The sequence below is a fragment of the Pectobacterium aroidearum genome, assembly GCF_041228105.1.
Classification (GTDB): domain Bacteria; phylum Pseudomonadota; class Gammaproteobacteria; order Enterobacterales; family Enterobacteriaceae; genus Pectobacterium; species Pectobacterium aroidearum.
In genome coordinates, this window is the sequence record NZ_CP166097.1 from 3,972,929 (window position 1) to 3,993,124 (window position 20,196).

Annotated in this window: 19 protein-coding genes; 9 read left to right on the plus strand and 10 right to left on the minus strand. The window is 53.1% G+C overall.

Annotation, left to right across the window (positions count from 1 at the left end; all coding sequences use genetic code 11):
• Positions 1–43: 43 nt before the first annotated feature.
• From map to AB8809_RS17980, 4 genes are all read left to right on the plus strand, one after another.
• Positions 44–838, plus strand: a complete 795-nt coding sequence (gene map, locus AB8809_RS17965) for a type I methionyl aminopeptidase (protein WP_012773629.1) — start codon at positions 44–46, stop codon at positions 836–838.
• A gap of 40 nt (positions 839–878) precedes the next feature.
• Positions 879–3,593, plus strand: coding sequence for a bifunctional uridylyltransferase/uridylyl-removing protein GlnD (gene glnD / locus AB8809_RS17970; RefSeq protein WP_349855157.1), 2,715 nt, complete (start codon positions 879–881; stop codon positions 3,591–3,593).
• A gap of 28 nt (positions 3,594–3,621) precedes the next feature.
• On the plus strand, positions 3,622–4,449 hold the full coding sequence (gene dapD / locus AB8809_RS17975) for a 2,3,4,5-tetrahydropyridine-2,6-dicarboxylate N-succinyltransferase (protein WP_012773627.1): 828 nt from the start codon (positions 3,622–3,624) through the stop codon (positions 4,447–4,449).
• Positions 4,450–4,729: 280 nt separating this feature from the next.
• On the plus strand, positions 4,730–5,119 hold the full coding sequence (locus tag AB8809_RS17980) for a DUF3461 family protein (RefSeq protein WP_010284811.1): 390 nt from the start codon (positions 4,730–4,732) through the stop codon (positions 5,117–5,119).
• 73 nt (positions 5,120–5,192) lie between these two features.
• Here the strand turns inward: AB8809_RS17980 and AB8809_RS17985 are convergent, their stop codons facing one another.
• The 4 genes from AB8809_RS17985 to syd all read right to left on the minus strand — a co-directional run bounded on the left by AB8809_RS17985 (position 5,193) and on the right by syd (position 8,191).
• On the minus strand, positions 5,193–5,648 hold the full coding sequence (locus AB8809_RS17985) for a flavodoxin (RefSeq protein ID WP_012773626.1): 456 nt from the start codon (positions 5,646–5,648) through the stop codon (positions 5,193–5,195).
• Between the two features lie 78 nt (positions 5,649–5,726).
• On the minus strand, positions 5,727–6,512 hold the full coding sequence (gene truC / locus AB8809_RS17990; protein ID WP_349855491.1) for a tRNA pseudouridine(65) synthase TruC: 786 nt from the start codon (positions 6,510–6,512) through the stop codon (positions 5,727–5,729).
• The gene (locus tag AB8809_RS17995) at positions 6,505–6,855 is read right to left on the minus strand and encodes a YqcC family protein (RefSeq protein WP_012773624.1); all 351 of its coding nucleotides are present in this window, start codon (positions 6,853–6,855) and stop codon (positions 6,505–6,507) included. Before AB8809_RS17995 ends, truC begins: the two co-directional genes overlap by 8 nt.
• Positions 6,856–7,642: 787 nt before the next feature.
• Positions 7,643–8,191, minus strand: coding sequence for a SecY-interacting protein (gene syd / locus AB8809_RS18000; protein WP_012773623.1), 549 nt, complete (start codon positions 8,189–8,191; stop codon positions 7,643–7,645).
• A 70-nt stretch (positions 8,192–8,261) separates the two neighbouring features.
• Between syd and queF the strand changes: the two genes are divergently transcribed.
• The 3 genes from queF (at position 8,262) to xni (ending at position 11,794) form a co-directional block, all read left to right on the plus strand.
• Positions 8,262–9,110: an NADPH-dependent 7-cyano-7-deazaguanine reductase QueF gene (gene queF, locus AB8809_RS18005; protein WP_349855158.1), complete on the plus strand. Its 849-nt coding sequence runs from the start codon at positions 8,262–8,264 to the stop codon at positions 9,108–9,110.
• Positions 9,111–9,568: 458 nt separating this feature from the next.
• Positions 9,569–10,933: a nucleotide 5'-monophosphate nucleosidase PpnN gene (ppnN, locus tag AB8809_RS18010; protein ID WP_012773621.1), complete on the plus strand. Its 1,365-nt coding sequence runs from the start codon at positions 9,569–9,571 to the stop codon at positions 10,931–10,933.
• A gap of 78 nt (positions 10,934–11,011) precedes the next feature.
• Positions 11,012–11,794, plus strand: coding sequence for a flap endonuclease Xni (gene xni / locus AB8809_RS18015; protein ID WP_012773620.1), 783 nt, complete (start codon positions 11,012–11,014; stop codon positions 11,792–11,794).
• Between the two features lie 56 nt (positions 11,795–11,850).
• Here the strand turns inward: xni and rlmM are convergent, their stop codons facing one another.
• The 4 genes from rlmM to AB8809_RS18035 form a co-directional block, all read right to left on the minus strand.
• On the minus strand, positions 11,851–12,951 hold the full coding sequence (rlmM, locus tag AB8809_RS18020; RefSeq protein WP_012773619.1) for a 23S rRNA (cytidine(2498)-2'-O)-methyltransferase RlmM: 1,101 nt from the start codon (positions 12,949–12,951) through the stop codon (positions 11,851–11,853).
• Complete coding sequence (locus tag AB8809_RS18025; protein ID WP_012773618.1) at positions 12,944–13,339, minus strand: DUF423 domain-containing protein; 396 nt, start codon at positions 13,337–13,339, stop codon at positions 12,944–12,946. The genes rlmM and AB8809_RS18025 overlap by 8 nt, the downstream gene beginning before the upstream one ends.
• 139 nt (positions 13,340–13,478) lie before the next feature.
• A complete protein-coding gene (locus AB8809_RS18030; RefSeq protein ID WP_012773617.1) occupies positions 13,479–14,402 on the minus strand; it encodes a transcriptional regulator GcvA in 924 nt (307 codons plus the stop codon).
• A 537-nt stretch (positions 14,403–14,939) separates the two neighbouring features.
• Complete coding sequence (locus AB8809_RS18035; RefSeq protein ID WP_012773616.1) at positions 14,940–15,161, minus strand: YgdI/YgdR family lipoprotein; 222 nt, start codon at positions 15,159–15,161, stop codon at positions 14,940–14,942.
• Positions 15,162–15,344: 183 nt separating this feature from the next.
• Between AB8809_RS18035 and csdA the strand changes: the two genes are divergently transcribed.
• Complete coding sequence (csdA, locus tag AB8809_RS18040; protein ID WP_012773615.1) at positions 15,345–16,550, plus strand: cysteine desulfurase CsdA; 1,206 nt, start codon at positions 15,345–15,347, stop codon at positions 16,548–16,550.
• 3 nt (positions 16,551–16,553) lie between these two features.
• Positions 16,554–17,009: a cysteine desulfurase sulfur acceptor subunit CsdE gene (gene csdE, locus AB8809_RS18045; RefSeq protein WP_349855159.1), complete on the plus strand. Its 456-nt coding sequence runs from the start codon at positions 16,554–16,556 to the stop codon at positions 17,007–17,009.
• Positions 17,010–17,045: 36 nt separating this feature from the next.
• Here the strand turns inward: csdE and tcdA are convergent, their stop codons facing one another.
• Entirely contained in the window at positions 17,046–17,858 is an 813-nt protein-coding gene (gene tcdA / locus AB8809_RS18050) for a tRNA cyclic N6-threonylcarbamoyladenosine(37) synthase TcdA (protein WP_349855160.1), read from the minus strand.
• Between the two features lie 68 nt (positions 17,859–17,926).
• Complete coding sequence (locus AB8809_RS18055; protein WP_349855161.1) at positions 17,927–20,185, minus strand: molybdopterin-dependent oxidoreductase; 2,259 nt, start codon at positions 20,183–20,185, stop codon at positions 17,927–17,929.
• Positions 20,186–20,196 lie beyond the last annotated feature (11 nt).

The window sequence follows — 20,196 nt, forward strand, 5'->3', positions numbered from 1 at the left end:
TCTTAATTCTCGTGTCTTAAATGGCACCTGCGGACAACCACCAATGGCAATTTCAATTAAAACTCCTGAAGACATCGAAAAAATGCGCGTCGCTGGCCGTCTGGCTGCCGAAGTCCTGGAAATCATCGAACCCCACGTGGTGCCGGGCGTGAGTACTGCTGAATTAGACAGAATCTGCCACGATCATATCACCAACAAGCAGCAGGCCATTTCTGCTTGCCTGGGCTACCACGGTTTCCCGAAGTCCGTCTGCATCTCTATCAATGAAGTGGTATGCCACGGAATTCCTAGCGACGAGCGTATTTTAAAAGATGGCGATATCGTCAATATCGACGTCACTGTCATCAAAGACGGCTTCCACGGCGATACATCAAAAATGTTCATCGCTGGCAAACCAACTATTCTGGGCGAGCGCCTCTGCCGCATCACGCAGGAAAGCCTCTATCTGGCGCTGAAAATGGTTAAACCTGGTATTCGCCTGCGCACGCTGGGCAAAGCGATCCAGCAGTTTGCGGAAGGGAACAACTTCTCTGTAGTGCGTGAGTATTGCGGTCACGGTATCGGCAAGGGGTTCCACGAAGAACCACAGGTTCTGCACTACGATGCGGATGACGGCGGCGTGGTGCTGCAGGCGGGTATGGCATTTACGATCGAGCCGATGCTCAATGCCGGTGATTTCCGTATTCGTACGATGAAAGACGGCTGGACGGTAAAAACCAAAGATCGCAGCTTGTCGGCACAGTACGAGCATACTATTGTGGTAACCGATAACGGCTGCGAAATAATGACGTTGCGAAAGGATGACACCATCCCCAACATCATCACGCATGAACAGTAAACACTAAGCCGGCAATGCCGGCTTTTTTTTGGGCTGCGCTATGACAGATAACCGCTTTTCGCCAGACAGTACGCCACCTGACGTGTCCTCACCAAACAGCCCTGCAGACATCATAGCATCCGTACAGCTCCCCGCATCACCGCTGACCTACGCGGATGACATGCTGAACTGCCAGACGCTAAAACAGCAGTTGGAACTGTTTCAGCTTTGGCTCGGTTCAGAATTCCGCTCCGGCGTTAGCGCGGAAAAGCTCATTGATGCCAGAACCTTGTTCATCGATCGCCTGTTGCAGCGGCTGTGGTACTTCTACGGTTTTGAAAATATCGCCCAAACCTCGCTGGTCGCCGTAGGCGGATATGGCCGCGGTGAACTGCACCCACTTTCTGATATCGACGTGCTGGTATTAAGCCAGACGGCGCTGAGTGAGGAACATTCCCAACGCGTCGGCCAATTCATCACCCTGCTGTGGGATCTGAAACTGGAAGTCGGTCATAGCGTCAGAACGCTGGAAGAGTGCTTACAGGAAGGGCGTGCCGATATTTCCGTCGCAACCAATCTGATCGAATCACGCATGATATGCGGCGACGTCGCCCTGTTTCTCACGCTGCAAAAACACGTATTCAGCGATGAGTTTTGGCCGTCATCCGCGTTTTTTCCGGCAAAAATCGCCGAACAACAGGAACGCCATCAACGCTATCACAGCACCAGCTACAATCTGGAGCCCGACATCAAGAGCAGCCCAGGCGGGCTACGCGATATTCACACGCTGCTGTGGGTCGCAAGACGCCACTTCGGCGCCACCTCGCTGAATGAGATGGTGGGGTTCGGCTTCCTGACAGAGGCCGAACGTAAAGAGCTGAACGAATGCCAAAGCTTTTTGTGGCGCATCCGTTTCGCTCTGCATCTGATCCTGCCGCGTTACGACAACCGGCTGCTGTTCGACAGGCAGCTTAACGTCGCACAGCTGTTGCAATATCAGGGCGAAGGCAACACGCCAGTAGAGCGCATGATGAAGGATTTCTACCGTATGACGCGTCGCGTCAGCGAGTTGAACCAGATGCTGTTGCAGCTCTTTGACGAAGCGATTCTGGCACTGGATGCGAGCGAGAAGCCTCGTCCGATTGACGATGAATTCCAGCTACGCGGGAATCTGGTGGATCTGCGTGATGAAAACCTGTTCATTAAAAAACCAGAAGCCATCATGCGCATGTTCTACCTGATGGTGCGTAACCGTGACATCAGCGGTATTTACTCCACCACGTTGCGCCAATTGCGCCATGCACGTCGTCACCTCGCCAGCCCGCTCTGCACCATCCCGGAAGCGCGTCAGCTATTCATGAATATTCTGCGCCACCCGCATGCGGTGAGCCGTGCGCTGCTGCCAATGCATCGCCACAGCGTGCTGTGGGCGTACATGCCGCTGTGGGGAAACATTGTCGGTCAAATGCAATTCGATCTGTTCCATGCCTATACGGTGGATGAGCACACGATTCGCGTCCTACTCAAGCTGGAAAGCTTCGCCGACGAGGAAACGCGGCCACAGCATCCACTGTGCGTAGAACTCTACCCTCGCCTGCCTCAGCCCGAATTATTGCTGCTGGCCGCCCTGTTCCACGATATTGCGAAAGGCCGCGGCGGCGATCACTCTGAACTGGGTGCGCAGGACGTGCTGGAATTTGCCGCACTACACGGGCTGAACTCACGCGAAGCACAACTGGTTTCCTGGCTGGTGCGCTGCCACCTGCTGATGTCCGTCACCGCCCAGCGTCGCGATATTCAGGATCCTACCGTGATTCAGCAATTTGCTACGGAAGTGCAAAGCGAAACCCGCTTGCGCTATCTGGTCAGCCTGACGGTTGCGGATATCTGCGCCACCAATGAAACGTTGTGGAATAGCTGGAAGCAAAGCCTGTTGCGTGAACTCTATTTCGCGACGGAGAAACAGCTGCGCCGCGGCATGCAAAATACGCCGGATTTACGCGAACGCGTCCGACACCACCGCTTGCAGGCGCTAGCATTGCTGCGTATGGATAACATTGACGAAGAAGCGTTGCACCACATCTGGAGCCGCTGTCGAGCTGATTATTTCCTACGCCACTCGCCAAACCAACTTGCCTGGCACGCGCGCCACTTGCTGGAGCATGATGTCAACAAACCGCTGGTGCTGATCAGTCATCAGGCCAGCCGTGGCGGTACAGAGATCTTTATCTGGAGCCCAGATCGACCCTATCTTTTCGCGGCGGTCGCCGGCGAGTTAGATCGACGTAACCTCAGCGTGCACGACGCGCAGATTTTTACCAGCCGTGACGGCATGGCAATGGATACGTTTATCGTACTGGAACCCGACGGCAGCCCGCTGGCGCAGGATCGGCATGAAATGATACGCCACGCGCTGGAACAGGCGCTGACACAGCGGCATTATCAACACCCACGCGTACGCCGACCGTCGCCTAAGCTGCGCCACTTTAGTGTGCCAACAGAAGTCAACTTCCTGCCGACACATACGGACAGACGCAGCTATATGGAGCTTAGCGCGCTCGATCAACCGGGGCTGCTGGCACGTATTGGTGAGATTTTTGCCGATCTCAACCTGTCGTTGCACGGCGCTCGCATTTCTACGATCGGTGAACGGGTGGAGGATCTTTTCATTCTGGCCGACAGTGACAGACGGGCATTAAAGCCGGAATTACGCCTTAAATTGCAAGAACGGTTGACAGAAGCCCTTAACCCAAACGATAAAGTACCATTGAGTTAATTTTTACAATCAGGAAAGAGAAATCAGGATGCACCAACAACTACAGAACATCATTGAGACGGCTTTCGAGCGCCGCGCTGAAATCACTCCGGCAAACGCAGATACCGTTACGCGTGAAGCCGTCAATCAGGCTATCAGCCTGCTGGATAGCGGCGCTCTGCGCGTTGCAGAGAAAATCGACGGCCAGTGGGTTACCCATCAGTGGCTGAAGAAAGCCGTACTGCTCTCTTTCCGTATTAACGACAACCAGGTGATGGAAGGTTCGGAAACGCGTTATTACGACAAAGTGCCGATGAAATTTGCGAACTATGACGAAGCCCGCTTCCAACGTGAAGGGTTCCGTGTAGTGCCGCCAGCAAGCGTGCGTCAGGGTGCGTTTATTGCTCGTAATACCGTACTGATGCCGTCTTACGTCAACATCGGTGCTTACGTTGATGAAGGCTCAATGGTGGATACCTGGGCAACCGTTGGTTCTTGTGCCCAGATCGGTAAAAACGTTCACCTGTCCGGCGGCGTAGGCATCGGCGGTGTTCTGGAGCCGCTGCAGGCGAACCCAACCATCATCGAAGACAACTGCTTCATCGGCGCACGTTCTGAAGTGGTAGAAGGCGTGATCGTGGAAGAAGGCTCCGTTATCTCCATGGGCGTGTTCATCGGCCAAAGCACCCGCATTTACGATCGTGAAACTGGCGAAATCCACTATGGTCGCGTACCGGCTGGCTCCGTTGTAGTTTCCGGCAACCTGCCGTCCAAAGATGGTAGCTACAGCCTGTACTGTGCCGTTATTGTGAAGAAAGTGGATGCGAAAACCCGCGGCAAAGTGGGTATCAATGAGTTATTACGCACCATCGACTAAACTAGAAACGGCGGGTTAATCACCCGCCGTTTTTTTATGTACGAACGATAAGTTATTTATATGTTCCCTAAATACTTCGGTATGGCGGGTATAAACAGCGTAGGTTCTCGCTGGCATGATAATCAGGACTATACCCTAAATAATTCGAGTTTCAGGCAGGCGGCAAGAGAAGGAATCCCGATGAACTTACTGAAGTAAGTGATTCGGGTGAGTGAACGCAGCCAACGCACATGCAACTTGAAGTATGACGGATATATATAGAAACCGAGAAGGTGACGCTATGTATGACAATCTAAAAAGCCTGGGCATTACCAATCCCGATGATATCGATCGCTATAGCCTGCGTCAGGAAGCGAACAACGACATCCTGAAGATCTATTTTCGTAAAGATAAGGGAGAATTTTTCGCCAAAAGCGTGAAATTCAAATATCCACGTCAGCGTAAGACCATCGTGGCAGACAACAGCGGGCAGGGCTATAAAGAGATCAACGAGATCAGCCCAAATCTGCGCTATGTGATTGATGAGTTAGACAAGATCTGCCAACAGGAACAGGTTGAAGTCGATCTGAAACGCAAAATCCTTGACGATCTGCGTCATCTGGAAAGCGTCGTTTCCAACAAGATTACCGAAATCGAAGCGGATTTAGAGAAGCTGACCAAGAATCGCTAAACACGATCATCGCTAACAGGCCGCAACGAAAACGGGAGCACGACTGGCTCCCGTTTCTCATTTCAATATCGCATTACTGCGCATCAACCAAGTCTGCCCATCCTTCAACCCACGGACATGAAATCACTTCCGGTTCAGGATGTTCGACGGCATCAATGTCCAAAACATCTCCCAGACGCTTAGCACCGATTTCCTGCAATAGTGCATCGAAAAGATGCCCACCCGCGCAGAAATTCGGGTAACTGCTGTCACCCAACGCGATCACGCCATAGCGCAGCGCAGGCTGGTAACCGCCTTTATCACGCAGTGCGGCGTAAAGTGGAACGATAGAATCAGGTAGTTGGCCTTGTCCCGTCGTCGACGTTACAACTAAAACCGTCTGCTCGCGATAGTCCAGCCAGGATTCCAGCGTCGCATCTTCAAAGACCTTAACCTCATGGCCACGCTCCCTGAGGATATTTTCGGCTTCTTCGGCCACCAGCAATGCATTCCCGTAGACCGTACCAACAAAAATACCAATCTGCGCCATGCTTCTGACTCCCTTTTGAATTCGATGTGTTTGATATAAAAGCTATACAAAAGCTATATAAAAGTAATGCGGCAGATATTACCCGATGAAATGCTCGCTATCCTGACCCGAGTCGGCGGGAAACTCAACCCCTTCAAAATCAGGGAGAATGCCCTGCCAGCCAAACTGAGTCATCACGCCCTGCCACGGCGCATCCCAGCGAGCTTGCAACGTCAATGGCTGTTCGCTCACTGGATGATTCAGCTGTAGCTCGCTGGCATGCAGCATAAGCCTGCCGCAGGAGAAATGCGTCTCCATGCCGCGGTTGTGTCGCAGGTCGCCGTGCGCGGTATCGCCGATAATCGGATGACGAAGGTGTGACATATGGCGACGGAGCTGATGCTTACGCCCGGTCTGCGGCTTCAGTTCCATCAGACTGTAGCGTGCCGTTGGGTAACGACCGATGGCAACCGGCATTTCGACCTGCGCCAAAGAACGATAATGCGTGACGGCAGGCTGCGGTGCCTTATCAGGATTAGTGAACTTGTCGGCGATCTTGTCCAGCTCTTCGGTGAGTGCATAGTCGATCACGCCGTCATCCAGCACATAGCCCCGTACAACGGCATGATACATTTTCTGCATCTGGTGTGATTCAAACTGCTGGGATAACGCACGGGCCACCTCGCTGGACAGCGCGAGCAGCAACACGCCGGATGTCGGCCTGTCGAGACGATGGACGGTATACACGTGCTGGCCGATCTGATCGCGCACGGTCTGCATCACCACGACCTTTTCTTTGCGATCCAGCCAGCTACGGTGGACTAACCAGCCGCTGGGTTTATTAACGGCGACCAGATGCTCATCCTGATAAATAATCTCAAGCATCGTGTACTGCGCCATCCTGTGCATCCGGGCGGAACAGTTCATCAAGCAGCCCGATACGCAACAGGATCGCCGCCGTCTCTTCTGGCGTGCCTTCCAGCGCTTCTTCAAAATAGGGAAGTAAAGCCAGCTCAGCGGGCAGCGCTAATTCGCTATCCAACAAGGCATGCATGCGCGGCAAAAAGACCCACTGCAACCACTCTTCGGGTTTCATGGTATCCAGGCTGAAAGGCTCCGTGCTGTTAAACGCCTCATCTTCCGGCGGAACAACCTGCCAGAAAGGACTTTCTCTCAATGCGCGCTCAATATCGAATAATGACTGACGGACCTGATTCTCTCTACTCATGCGGTTTCTCGCCCTTGAAGCCAACAGTAATGGCGGCAAAGCATAGCATAGCATTGATATCAGCCTGACCCAATCGCCACATGTTGACCACGCGCTATCACGGATCTCCAGACATTAGGTTGTCAGAGGCAAAAAAGTGGGGGTACTGATTGCTCAGTACCCCCGGTTCGTTTTATAGCTATCCCGCTACACATTTGCATCCCTGCTCATCCGTGAAAACTTTTCCTTTTTGGTCATCCTGACCCACAATCCTTGCTGGCGTCCCACTTTCTTCCTGACGTTTCCATCCTGTATCTTCCGTGATTCAATCCCTTTAGGCTCCTGCCCCACCGATATTCCTAATCGGCTCTCGGTCTCCTTCCTGGAGGTGTCCTTGATTTCATCCTGAAACCGTTTTTCTTCCTGAAAACTGCGCTTCTTCCTAAAACAGTGTTTATCCCTAAAACAGCGTTTCATCCTGAAACTGTGTCTCTTCCTGAAACAACGTTTCGTCCTGAAAACAACCCGAGTGCAGTAACGCTATTTTGTTACCGACAGTTACCGTCACACACACTGTAACCGGTTACTAACTTAAGTAATAAGATGTATTAATTGTCAGCTTTCGGCAAGGGGCAAGTGACAATGTTTCTCAACGCCCCTTAAGCAAGGTAGTGTATTTTTGTCGCAATTAGCTAATTAATAATGAAAAAATAAAAATGAAACATATTTTCAACATTAAAGATAAGACATTTCTTACAGCAAATGTAAGAGATCTCTCACAAAGCCGAAAGTGAAATTCGATTAACCATTAGACCGCTAACGGGTTAAGGCCAAACAGAAACGCTGCCAGCGTCGGTGCCAGGATCTGACGCTTTTTCGTGCCGAATTCTTCCAGGATGATTTCACCGGAAATATTACACAACGACACCATTGTCATCTCAGAATCGGTCGTCGCCAGAAACAGCGTCGGCGTAAGCTTAAGGCGTTTCTGCGTTAACAAATGGCCAATCAGATTCTCCTGCATGCGGGTGAAATCGTCTTCACTCCACACCTGTAATAGCTGGCAAGACAGCGAATCGAACTGCGCCGCCATATCCCCGGCATACTGTGCGGTGTAAAAAGCATGGACATCAGGATGCAGGCTGATTTCCAGCGCACGCTCCACGCCATCCAATGCGGCTGCAGGAGCAAAAGGCTGTGGCGACCAGTAAACCGTGTCCTCATGATTTTCGACAATACACGGGGAAGGTATGCCGTAAAGCGCTTCACTGGCGGGCAAATGACCCTTCTCCTGTTGCCAACAGTCAACATAGCGCTGGGTAAACGCCGCCAGCGCCGAAACGACCTCATGCTCCATAATTTTTCTCATCACTCTTTTAGTCAGGTTACACTATTCGCCATCACGCTTATCACATCAAGGTAACAGCATGTCCGTTTATGACAAGCACCAGGCCCTGAGCGGGCTGACATTGGGCAAACCCACTCCCTACCACGACCGCTATGATGCCGCCCTTCTGCAACCCGTGCCACGTAGCCTGAACCGCGATCCACTCGGCATTCATCCTGATAGCCTACCTTTTCATGGCGCAGATATCTGGACGCTCTACGAGCTTTCCTGGCTGAACAACCGTGGCGTGCCTCAGGTAGCCGTCGGTGAAATGCATCTCAATGCGGAAAGCCTGAATCTGATTGAATCAAAAAGTTTTAAGCTGTACCTGAACAGCTTTAATCAGACGACATTCGACAGTTGGGAGAGCGTACGCGCGACGTTAGCCAACGACCTGGCGCACTGTGCACAGGGGGACGTCAGCATCACGCTTTTCAAACTCAGCGAGCTTGAAGGCCAGCCGCTAGCAGGATTCACCGGCGAATGCATCGACGATCAAGACATACAGATCGACAGCTACGACTTCAACGCCGACTATCTGGCGACAAACGAGCAGGACGCGCCTGTCGTTGAAGAAACGCTGGTCAGCCACCTGCTGAAATCCAACTGTTTGATCACCCATCAGCCCGACTGGGGCTCTGTACAGATCCACTATCGCGGCAAACACATTAACCGTGAAGCACTGCTGCGCTACATTGTCTCGTTTCGTCATCATAACGAATTTCATGAACAGTGTGTGGAACGAATTTTTAACGACATCATGCGCTACTACCAGCCGGAAAAACTCAGCGTTTACGCCCGCTATACCCGACGCGGCGGGCTGGACATCAACCCGTGGCGCAGCAATACCGCGTTTAACGCGCCAAATGGACGCCTGCCGCGTCAGTAACTGACCGATAAATCGCAGGCTTGCACGGTAAGATACCCTAAATAATTCGAGTTTCAGGACAAAGCGTTAGCGTTTTGAACAACGCAAAGCGTTGGCCCGTTAGGGCTGGCCCACGACGGGCTGAGTATTTGAATGAAGCCAACGTACATGCAACTTAAAATATGACGGGGATATGCGTGGCGTCACGCAAGTTAGGCGAGAGACTGCTGCCAACATTGGAAAAAATGATGGCAGCGCGTTAAGGTGGTATGCCAGACAACAAAAGATCCATAACGTCTGAACGGTACTCAAGTAGGTTTCATTTAGGCTCGCGGAGTTTAGTGCCAGTACATTCCGCGTAGCTTCTTAGATGAATGACATTCGTGCCGTGTTGCTGAAGCGTCGAGCGTGTAGCAACGGAACGTGCTCTCGGCAGCCAGCATGGCATCGCGAATTATATTGCGTTTCAAGGAGCAAAATTGATTACACATATCAGCCCATTGGGATCGATGGATTTGTTATCGCAGTTGGAAGTCGACATGCTGAAAAGCACGGCCAGCAGCGATCTCTACCGTTTGTTTCGCAACTGTTCCCTCGCCGTACTGAATTCCGGTAGCCAGACAGATAACAGCAAAGAGCTGCTGTCTCGTTATGAAGATTTTGATATCAACGTGCTGCGCCGCGAGCGCGGCGTCAAACTGGAACTGGTGAACCCGCCGGAAGACGCTTTCGTTGACGGCAATATCATTCGAGCCTTGCAGGCCAACCTGTTCGCCGTATTGCGCGATATTCTTTTCGTCAATGGTCAAATCGCCAGCGCGGGCCGCTATCAGAATCTGAATCTGGAAAATTCCGCCCATATCACCAATCTGGTGTTCTCTATTCTACGTAATGCCAAGGCGCTCCACGTCGGGGAAGAACCGAACATGGTGGTTTGCTGGGGCGGCCATTCGATTAATGAAATCGAATACCTGTATGCCCGCAAGGTAGGTAGCCAGCTCGGCCTGCGTGAACTGAACATCTGTACGGGCTGCGGTCCGGGTGCGATGGAAGCGCCCATGAAAGGTGCCGCCGTCGGCCACGCACAACAGCGCTATAAAGAAGGACGCTTCATCGGTATGACCGAGCCTTCCATTATTGCGGCCGAACCGCCAAATCCGCTGGTCAATGAACTGATCATCATGCCGGACATTGAAAAGCGTCTGGAAGCGTTTGTCCGTATCGGACACGGCATCATCATTTTCCCCGGCGGGGTCGGAACGGCGGAAGAGTTCCTCTATCTGCTAGGCATCATGATGAACCCGGAAAACAGCGAGCAGGTGTTGCCGATTATCCTGACCGGGCCGGAAGAAAGCGCAGACTATTTCCGCGTGCTGGACGAATTCATCGTTGGCACGCTGGGACGTCAGGCGCGTCGTTACTACTCAATCATCATTAATGACGCCGCAGAAGTCGCTCGTCAGATGAAGAAAGCGATGCCACTGGTGAAAGAGAGCCGTCGCCACACCGGCGATGCGTACAGCTTTAACTGGTCACTACGCATTGCGCCCGATCTGCAACTGCCCTTCGAGCCGACACATGAAAACATGGCCGATCTCAACCTGCACCCGAACCAGCCGGCTGAAGAGCTTGCAGCCGCACTGCGCCGGGCATTCTCCGGTATTGTGGCGGGTAATGTGAAAGAAGTGGGCATTCAGGCTATTGAGCAACGTGGGCCGTACAAAATTCATGGCGATCCACAGATGATGAAAAGCATGGATACGCTGTTACAAGGCTTTGTCGCACAGCAGCGCATGAAGCTGCCCGGCAGCGCCTATATCCCCTGCTACGAAATCTGCTCCTAACGATTCACCGATCGCACCAACGCGGGGAAGCCTAGCTTCCCCCTCTTTATCACGAATAGCACTATCAGGGATTACGCGATGCCCGTCCATTTGCTGATTGTCGACGCGCTCAATCTGATACGTCGCATTCATGCGGTACAAGGTTCGCCCTGTATCACAGCATGCCAACATGCGCTGCATCAGCTCATACAAAACAGCCAGCCTACGCACGCGGTGGCCGTCTTTGATGATGAAGATCGCGATACAAGCTGGCGTCACCAACTCCTGCCTGACTACAAGGCAGGTCGTACGCCAATGCCGGACAATCTGAAACAGGAACTACCGCAAATTAAAGCGGCATTTGCCGCAGCAGGCGTAGCAAGCTGGCATAGCCCCGGCAATGAGGCCGACGATCTGGCGGCTACGCTAGCCACCAAGCTGTCATCAGCAGGTCATCAGGCAACGATTGTGTCGACCGATAAAGGATACTGCCAGCTATTAGCGCCACACATTCAGATCAGGGACTACTTCCAGAAGCGCTGGTTGGATCTGCCGTTTGTTGAACAAGAGTTTGGTGTGTCGCCGCAGCAGCTTACGGACTATTGGGGGCTTGCGGGCATTAGCAGCAGCAAAATACCGGGCGTCGCAGGTATCGGCCCTAAAAGCGCCGCACAACTGTTGCAACAGGCTGGGAGTCTGGAAGCGCTCTATCAACAATTAGATGGCGTGCCAGAAAAGTGGCGTAAGAAGCTGGAACAGCACAAAGAAATGGCGCTAGTCAGCCGTCAGATTGCCACACTGCGTACCGATTTAACGCTCAATGGCAATCTGCAACAGTTGAGGCTACCAGTGCAGAGTGTCGCCCAGTCGGATCCTCACTAGCGACACACATGAATATGGATGCGTACCCATTACCCCAGATACGCACCCACATGCTGTTACCGCTCGTCGCGACGGCCGGGCACTGCACTCCAGAAACGACGGACATGCACGGTGATTTCTTCGCGGTCATGGTACAGGTGCTTGGCATGCACTTCGGCATTAATGCCATTTTCACTCAGGCGTTCTTGCAGCACCGCCAGATTATGCGACACCTCTTCATAACGCTTCTTCATCGGCAGTTTAAGGTTGAAAATGGCCTCGCGACACCAGCCTTTGATCAGCCAATCACTCATCAGGCTGGTGACTTTCGCGGGCTTTTCCACCATGTCGCACACCAGCCAGTACACGTTATTACGCGGTGGCTCAAAGCGGAAACCGTCCGCCTGATGGTGCATCACCTGCCCTGTCTCCATCAGGCTCGGCGCCATGGGTCCATTGTCTACCGCATAAACCATCATGCTGCGTTTAACCAGTTGGTAAGTCCAACCGCCGGGACACGCGCCTAAATCCACCGCGTACATGCCGCTGCCTAGGCGCTCATCCCACTCATCCGCAGGAATAAAGACGTGAAACGCTTCTTCCAGCTTCAATGTCGAACGACTTGGTGCATCAGAAGGAAATTTAAGCCGTGGGATCCCCATGTAAAACGGCGAGTTATTATTGCTATAGGAGTAACCGACATAGCAGCAGCCTGGGGCAATAAACAGCACATGTAGTACCGGCCGATCGGCTTTTTCATAACCCAACAGAATTTTATGTTCGCGCAACGCCGCACGCAGCGGCACGGTGAATTTGCGGCAGAACTTCATCAGCTCTTTGCTTTCGTTGGTATCGGGAACTTCAACGCGCAGTTCTCCTGCACGTTCAATAGCTCCCGACAACATGCCGACAATTGGCGTGATACGATCTTCCGGCGGCAGATCGCGCAGCAGTTCACCACTCACGAACATCTGACGGGCAAAAATCAGCTCATGAAACGGCAGCGTTTTCACCAGACGCTCAGCATCTTCATGCTGGTAGCATTCAAATACGACGTAGCCGCTGTTTTCTTTTACCCGCGCGAAACCATAGGCATCATGCTGCGTGGCTTTTTCCGTTATTTCCGCCGCACACTCTTTCTCAAACCCAGGGCGGCAATACAAAATGACTCTATTCATGGCGTTCAGCCTTTCTCTTCAGACGCAGTGCGCCAATCAATAATAATATCCATCCCACCAGAAAACAGGCTCCGCCAATCGGCGTCACATAAACCCATAGTTTCAGGTGAGAAAGCGCCAGACAGTACAAACTTCCGCTGAAGAGTACCGTTCCCAACGCCAGAAAAACGCTGCTCCAGTAAAACCACAGATTGGTTCGCTGTTGCATCGCAACCGCCAGCGCCAGAATCGCTAACGTGTGAAATGCCTGATATTCAAGGCCGGTTTTCAACCACCCCAGTTCCGTTGCACCCAGCGTTTTGCTAAGAACATGGGAACCAAACGCGCCCAGCGCGACAAAAGTAAAGCCGCTGATAGCAGCAAATACCAACATAAAACGACTATTCATCGTTATTACCTATACGTTATTACCTATAAACGAGGTTGCTGACAAAGACCGCCGTTTTCATTCTGCAAATAGATCTGTCATCAGTCTGAAACGTAGTTATCTACGTGAGTTATTCGGCTAACCAGTCAGCAACACAGTCTCAGCGCGTGCCGTTGTCATAGCGAAAACGAAATTTCTCCTGCTCGCTGGCAGCCCGCGCCAGAATCCAATGGCGAAAGGCGGCTATTTTACCCAGTTCTGCCTGACTGTCATGACATACCAGATAAAAAGCATTCCGGCTGACCAGCACATCGTTAAACGGACACACTAATCGCCCAGCTTCAATTTCCGTTTGCGCCATCACATTATTCGCCAGCGCCACACCTTGCCCGTGGATGGCCGCCTGCAACACCATGGCACTGTGGCTGAAAATCGGCCCCTGCTGTACGTTAATTTGCACCCCAAGCTGACGCGTATAGGACAGCCAGTCACGGCGCGACGCATCGTGCAGCAGCGTATGCGCCACCAAATCATCAGGCGTCTTTAACGGGTGGCTCCCCGTCAGCAATGCTGGTGAACAAACTGGCAGGAGATACTCAGCGTACAGCTTTTCTACCCGTAGTCCCGGCCAGTTCCCCCGGCCGTAGAAAATCGCGACATCCACGTCATCTGCCAGACGATCTTCATCGCGATCCACCGCCTGAATACGAACATCAATCCCCGGATAGTCGGAGTTAAAGCTCGACAGACGCGGTACCAGCCAATGAATGGCAAAGCTGGGCAGCAGGCTAACCGTCAACGCACCTTTGGCGCTGCGGGATTGCAGCTTACGGGTTGCGTCATTCAAAGATGAGAAGATCTCTTTGATATCAAGATAGTAACTTTGCCCCTCTTCCGTCAGCAGCAGGGAACGATTACGACGGCGGAACAATTTAAGCCCCAGAAAATCTTCCAGTGACTTAATCTGGTGGCTGACGGCAGCCTGCGTAACAAACAGTTCTTCTGCCGCTTTGGTAAAGCTTAAATGGCGAGCCGCCGCATCAAAAACGCGCAATGCGTTGAGCGGAGGGAGACGTTTTGACATGAATGAAATCTTTTGGTTTACGCTAAATCAGCGATTGATCAGGTACATTCGTACCCATTAAATCTTAATATGCAGAAAGGCAACAACGGGAAAGATCGCCTGCCAATTAGCTGGCTAAGCGATTAATACCAGTGGCAACAGCCAGATTCTCTGCAACGAAAAGATGACGGGTACATATATTAGTTTTTGTAATCCGAGACATTATAATTTGTCCGTTGAGGATGTACCAGCAAATACCTATATTAGCGCAACTTCCTGGGCCGGAACGAAAAGTGCGGATGGGTGACCTGAGGTGCTTTTGGCTTGTGGTTGTGATGTTGTGTTTGCTATTTGTTTGTCTGCCTTTTGCAGATGTGGTAGCGAGTCTACCCTATTCACTTCCTGTACATTTACCCTGTCTGTCCAAAGTGATTTTTTGTGTAGCACCGCAAATTGCGGTGCTTTTTTTTGCTTACGTTTCACACCTGAAATGCCATGACACACCGCTCTCAGTCTGGCACGGCTTAACAGGCAACGTGTGATGATGGGCAAGCAGCACTACTTCCCTTTCACCATTTCTTTCACATTATCACGATTAATTTGCTGCTGCTGACCGTAGGCATCGGTATAGCTGATCATACCCGTCTCATCGTCAACCTTCGGTTTACCCTCTGCAACGATGGTACGCCCGTCATTGGTGTGCATGACGTAATTACTGGAACAGGCTGCCAGAGAAAACGCCATCACGATAGCGGCAAAAATAGAAATTTTATTCTTCATAGTTAACCCTCAATGAATTTAAATGTTTTCTAGTTAACCTTATTCATCAGGAAATCCTGAAAATTAACACTTTAAAGCGTAGCAACAGTTTCTTTTTTTTCCATAAAATCGCATTAGGCATAGTCCTAAACTTGTCTCTCTCGACAAAATGGGACAGGATCGGTCCTCCAAAAGAGGATGCTCATGACACCGTTTAACCCTGCCACCTTTCGCCAACAGTTCCCCGCCCTCCAGCATTCGACGGTGTATCTTGATAGCGCCGCGACCGCGCTGAAACCACAGCCCGTCATTGATGCGGTGCAGGCGTTCTATTGCAGTGAGAGTGGCACGGTGCATCGCAGCCAGCATCGCGGCGCGCAGGCGTTAACCCAGCGTTTTGAGGGCGTTCGTGAGCAAGTCGCCACGTTACTCCATGCAGACGATCCGCGTTCTATTGTCTGGACCAGAGGTACGACGGAAGCAATCAATCTGGTCGCGCAGAGCTATGCTCGCCCTCGCCTTCAACCGGGCGACGAGATCGTTGTGAGTGAAGCGGAACATCATGCCAACCTCATTCCGTGGCTGATGGTGGCGCAGCAAACCGGCGCGAACGTGGTGAAGTTACCGATAGGCACGGACTTCTTGCCGGACGTTGAACAGCTAGCCACGCTGATCACGCCCAAAACCCGCCTGCTGGCGCTGGGGCAAATGTCAAACGTGACGGGCGGTCAGCCCGATCTGGCACGCGCGATTGCACTGGCTCACCGCTATGGTGCGGTGGTGATGGTTGACGGCGCACAAGGCATCGTTCACTGTCCACCCGATGTGCAGGCGCTGGATATCGATTTCTACGCGTTTTCCGGGCACAAACTTTATGCCCCAACCGGGATTGGCGTGCTGTACGGTAAAACCGCCCTGCTGGAAAGCATGATGCCGTGGCAAGGCGGCGGGAAAATGATGACACAGGTGTCCTTTGACGGCTTTAAACCGCAGGCGATTCCACAACGGTTTGAGGCGGGAACGCCACACATTGCCGGCGTACTTGGCCTGTCTGCGGCGTTAGACTGGCTGACCACACAAGATCAGCACGCCGCAGAACAGCACAGCCAGAGTTTGGCACAGCTCGCTGAAACCCATCTGGCGCAGTTCCCCGGCTTTCGCAGCTTCCGTTGCCCGCAGTCCAGCGTCCTATCCTTTGACATTGCTGATGTGCACCACAGCGATCTGGTGACGCTATTAGCCGAAAGCGGCATTGCGCTGCGTGCCGGACATCACTGTGCGCAGCCGCTCATGGAGGCGCTCGGCGTCAGTGGCACGCTCCGCGCCTCATTTGCTCCGTACAATAACCAACAAGATGTTGCTGCGCTGATCGCCGCGGTAGGCAACGCCCTTGAATTACTGATCGACTAAACCATGAACGAGACAACTGACACCACGCATCCTTTCGGCCACCACATCACCGTCGCCGATCTACTGGCGCGCTTCGATACCTGTCGCGCATGGGAAGATCGCTATCGGCAACTCATTTTGTTGGCAAAGGCGCTGCCAACGCTGCCAGATGCACTAAAAACCGAGGATATTTCGTTATCCGGTTGTGAAAATCGCGTCTGGCTGGGTTATCAACGCCAAGAGGACGACAGGCTACATTTTTACGGTGATAGCGATGGGCGTATCGTGCGGGGATTACTGGCGGTGTTGTTAACCGCCGTTGAGGGAAAAACGCCAGAAACGCTATTACAGCACGATCCTCTGGCGCTCTTTGACATGCTGGGGTTACGCGCTCAGCTCAGCGCTTCACGTTCAAGCGGGCTGGCAGCGCTGGCCGCAAGAATCAGGGACATTGCAGAACAAGAAGCTGCGGATAAGTAGCGACATTCGCGCGACTTCCGTGCCACAGGCTTTCTGTTACTTCCCAGACGCTCTTTCATGTTTCGCCATCATCTTCTTCAGCGCATGGGATACCGCAACAAACCCGAAGGTTGCGGTGACCATCGTCGCGGCGCCAAAGCCTGACGCGCAATCCATACGCATTACGCCATCTGCCGTGCTGCGAGACGCACAAACGGAACCGTCAGGCTGCGGATAAACCAGTGGCTCGCTGGAAAACACACAATCGATGCCCAGCTTTCCTTTGCTGTTCTTCACCACGTTAAAATCATGCTTTAACCGCTCACGCAGCTTGGCCGCCAGCGGATCCTGAATCGTTTTCGCCAGATCGGCGACTTCAATCCGGGTCGGATCGATCTGTCCGCCTGCACCGCCGGTTGTCACCACCGGGATCTTATAGCGACGACAGTAGGAGAGTAGCGCCGCTTTCGGACGCACGCTGTCAATCGCATCAATCACATAGCTAAAATTTTGATTGAGCAGTTCGGCCACGTTTTCGGCGCTAATGAAATCATCCACGCAGGTGACGCGACATTCCGGGTTGATCGCCAGAATACGTTCCGCCATCACTTCCGTCTTCGACTGCCCGGTGTGCTGACGCAGCGCGTGGATCTGCCGGTTGGTATTGCTGACGCACACATCATCCATATCAATCAGCGTGATCGCGCCGATGCCGGTACGCGCCAACGCCTCAGCCGCCCAGGAACCGACGCCACCAATACCAATCACACAAACGTGAGCCTGAGAAAACAGCGCCAGCGCCTGTTGACCATATAACCGCGCGGTGCCACCGAAGCGTTGCAAGTAGGCTTCGGATAATTGCGTACTCATTCAACCAACCTTACGAAAACAAAATCACAGAAGAATAAAACAGTGAGAAAAAGCGGCTCAGGATAGCGCTAAACCCGCACGACATCCACCAGACAGCTCATGGCATTCGGCCCCTGTGTCAGCGGCGACGTGCCAATATCCAGCGTCAGTACATTCGCATTGCCAGACTGCTCAACCGGATGCCACGTTTTCTGACCAAATCCCGGCTCAAACCAGGCACCAGTGGACATGATCACCACGCCCGGCGTGACGCCGTCGGTAATCTGTACGCCAGCCAGAATACGACCACGCGCATTTCTGACTTCCACCAGTGAACGGTCGGCGATATCCCGCGCAGCAGCATCCTGCGGGTGCATGTAAAGCGTCTCTTTTCCTGCGGTTTTATTCGCGGCAACCTGCGGCGTCGCGGCAAGTTGGCTATGCAAGCGGTCGGACGGCTGAATGGAAATAAAGTGCAGCGGCCATTCTTCCGTGCTTTTTGCTCCCAGCCATTCAACGGGAGGCTGCCACTCAGGGTGCGGTGCAAAATCGGCATAGCCATAGCTGGCAATCGCGGAGCTGAACAGTTCTATTTTACCGCTGGGCGTACTGAGCGCATGCTGCTGCGGATCGCGGCGGAAGTCCTCAAAGAATACAAACGGCTTTTCATCCATCGGGATTTCTACATGTCCCTGCTGCCAGAAATCCTCAAATGACGGCCAACTGTCGACAACGCCTCGCTGCCTTGAACGGCACTCGTCATAAAGGTGTTCCAGCCACTGCCGCTCACTGCGATTTTGCGTGAACACATCGCCATAACCCAAACGTTCCGCCAGCTCGCTGAAGATATCCACGTCATTACGCGCCTGATGCTGCGGCGCAATCGCCTGATGCATGGCAAAAATAAAGCGATCGCGGGACGAGCCACCGATGTCATTACGTTCCAGCGTGGTGGTAACAGGCAGCACGATGTCAGCCATCTGCGCCGCTGGTGTCCAGACGATATCCTGCACAATCACCGTATCCGGTTTGCGCCAGCCGTCTACCAGACGGTTCAACTGCTGATGATGATGGAACGGGTTACCGCCCGCCCAGTGAATCAGATGAATATCGGGATAAGTATGGGTTTCGCCCTGAAAGGTATAAGGCGTGCCGGGATGCAAGAGCATATCGGCGATGCGCGCCACGGGGATCGCCCGTCCTGCATTCGGGCTGGATGGCGAAGCCGGCGCAGGCGTTGAAATACGTTCGTTTCCGACGCTATTCATCGAACCGTGGCCGAAGGAGAAGCCGCCACCCGGTAAGCCCACTTGTCCCAGCATTGACGAAAGCGCAATCATCATCCAGTACGGCTGCTCGCCGCGATGCGCGCGCTGCACGGAGTAAGAACAGGTAATAAAGCTACGCACGCCAATCAGTTGCTGCGCCAGACGCCGGATGCGTTCGGCGGGAATGCCCGTGATGTCGCTAGCCCATTCGGGCGTTTTCACCACGCCATCGCCGCGGCCGTGCAAATAGTCGCTCAGTTGTTCGTAGCCAACACAGTAGCGTTGCAGGAAATCTTTATCGTCAGCGCCCAAACGCTGAATCTCATAGCCCAATGCCAGCATCAGAGCGACATCGGTATTCGGGCGAATAGGAATCCACTCGGCGTTCACAAACTCAGGGCAGTCATCACGCATCGGGCTGATGTTAATGACCGGAATCCCTTTCGCGACTAACGTTTCCAGCGCAGGCTGAAGCGTATGGTGCCCGGCACCGCCGGATGCCACCTGCGCGTTTTTCAACGCAAGACCGCCAAACGCGAGGAAAATATCACAGTGTTCGGCGACGCTGCGCCATTCCGTCACCTTGCCCGTCAGTGGATGAAAAGTACCAATCACATACGGCAAAAAGAACTGCGCCGCGCCCCAGCTGTAATTCCCCTGTTGATCGACCGCGCCGCCGCCGGAGAAATAGAAGCGTCGCACCTGAGAACGTGCATGGTGATAGCGCCCGGCAGACGACCAGCCGTAGGAACCGGCAAAAATGCCGTCTGCACCGTAGCGATCGCGAATACGGTGATTCTCCTGTGCGACCAGATCGAGCGCAACATCCCAATCAACTTCAACAAAATCTTCCCGACCACGTAGCGTTCTGTCGCTGTTTTCACGTTTCTGAAGCCAGGAACGTCGCACCGAAGGCCGACGGATGCGCCGGTCGGAATACACCAGCGGCGCGATGGAATCGAGCATGGCGGAAGGTGCCGGATCGTCGGAAAACGGCTCACATCGAATCAGCCTGCCGTCTTCCACCACAGCGGTAAACGCGCCCCAATGCGCAAGATGCGGATAACGTTTAATCGCCATAACAACCTCAG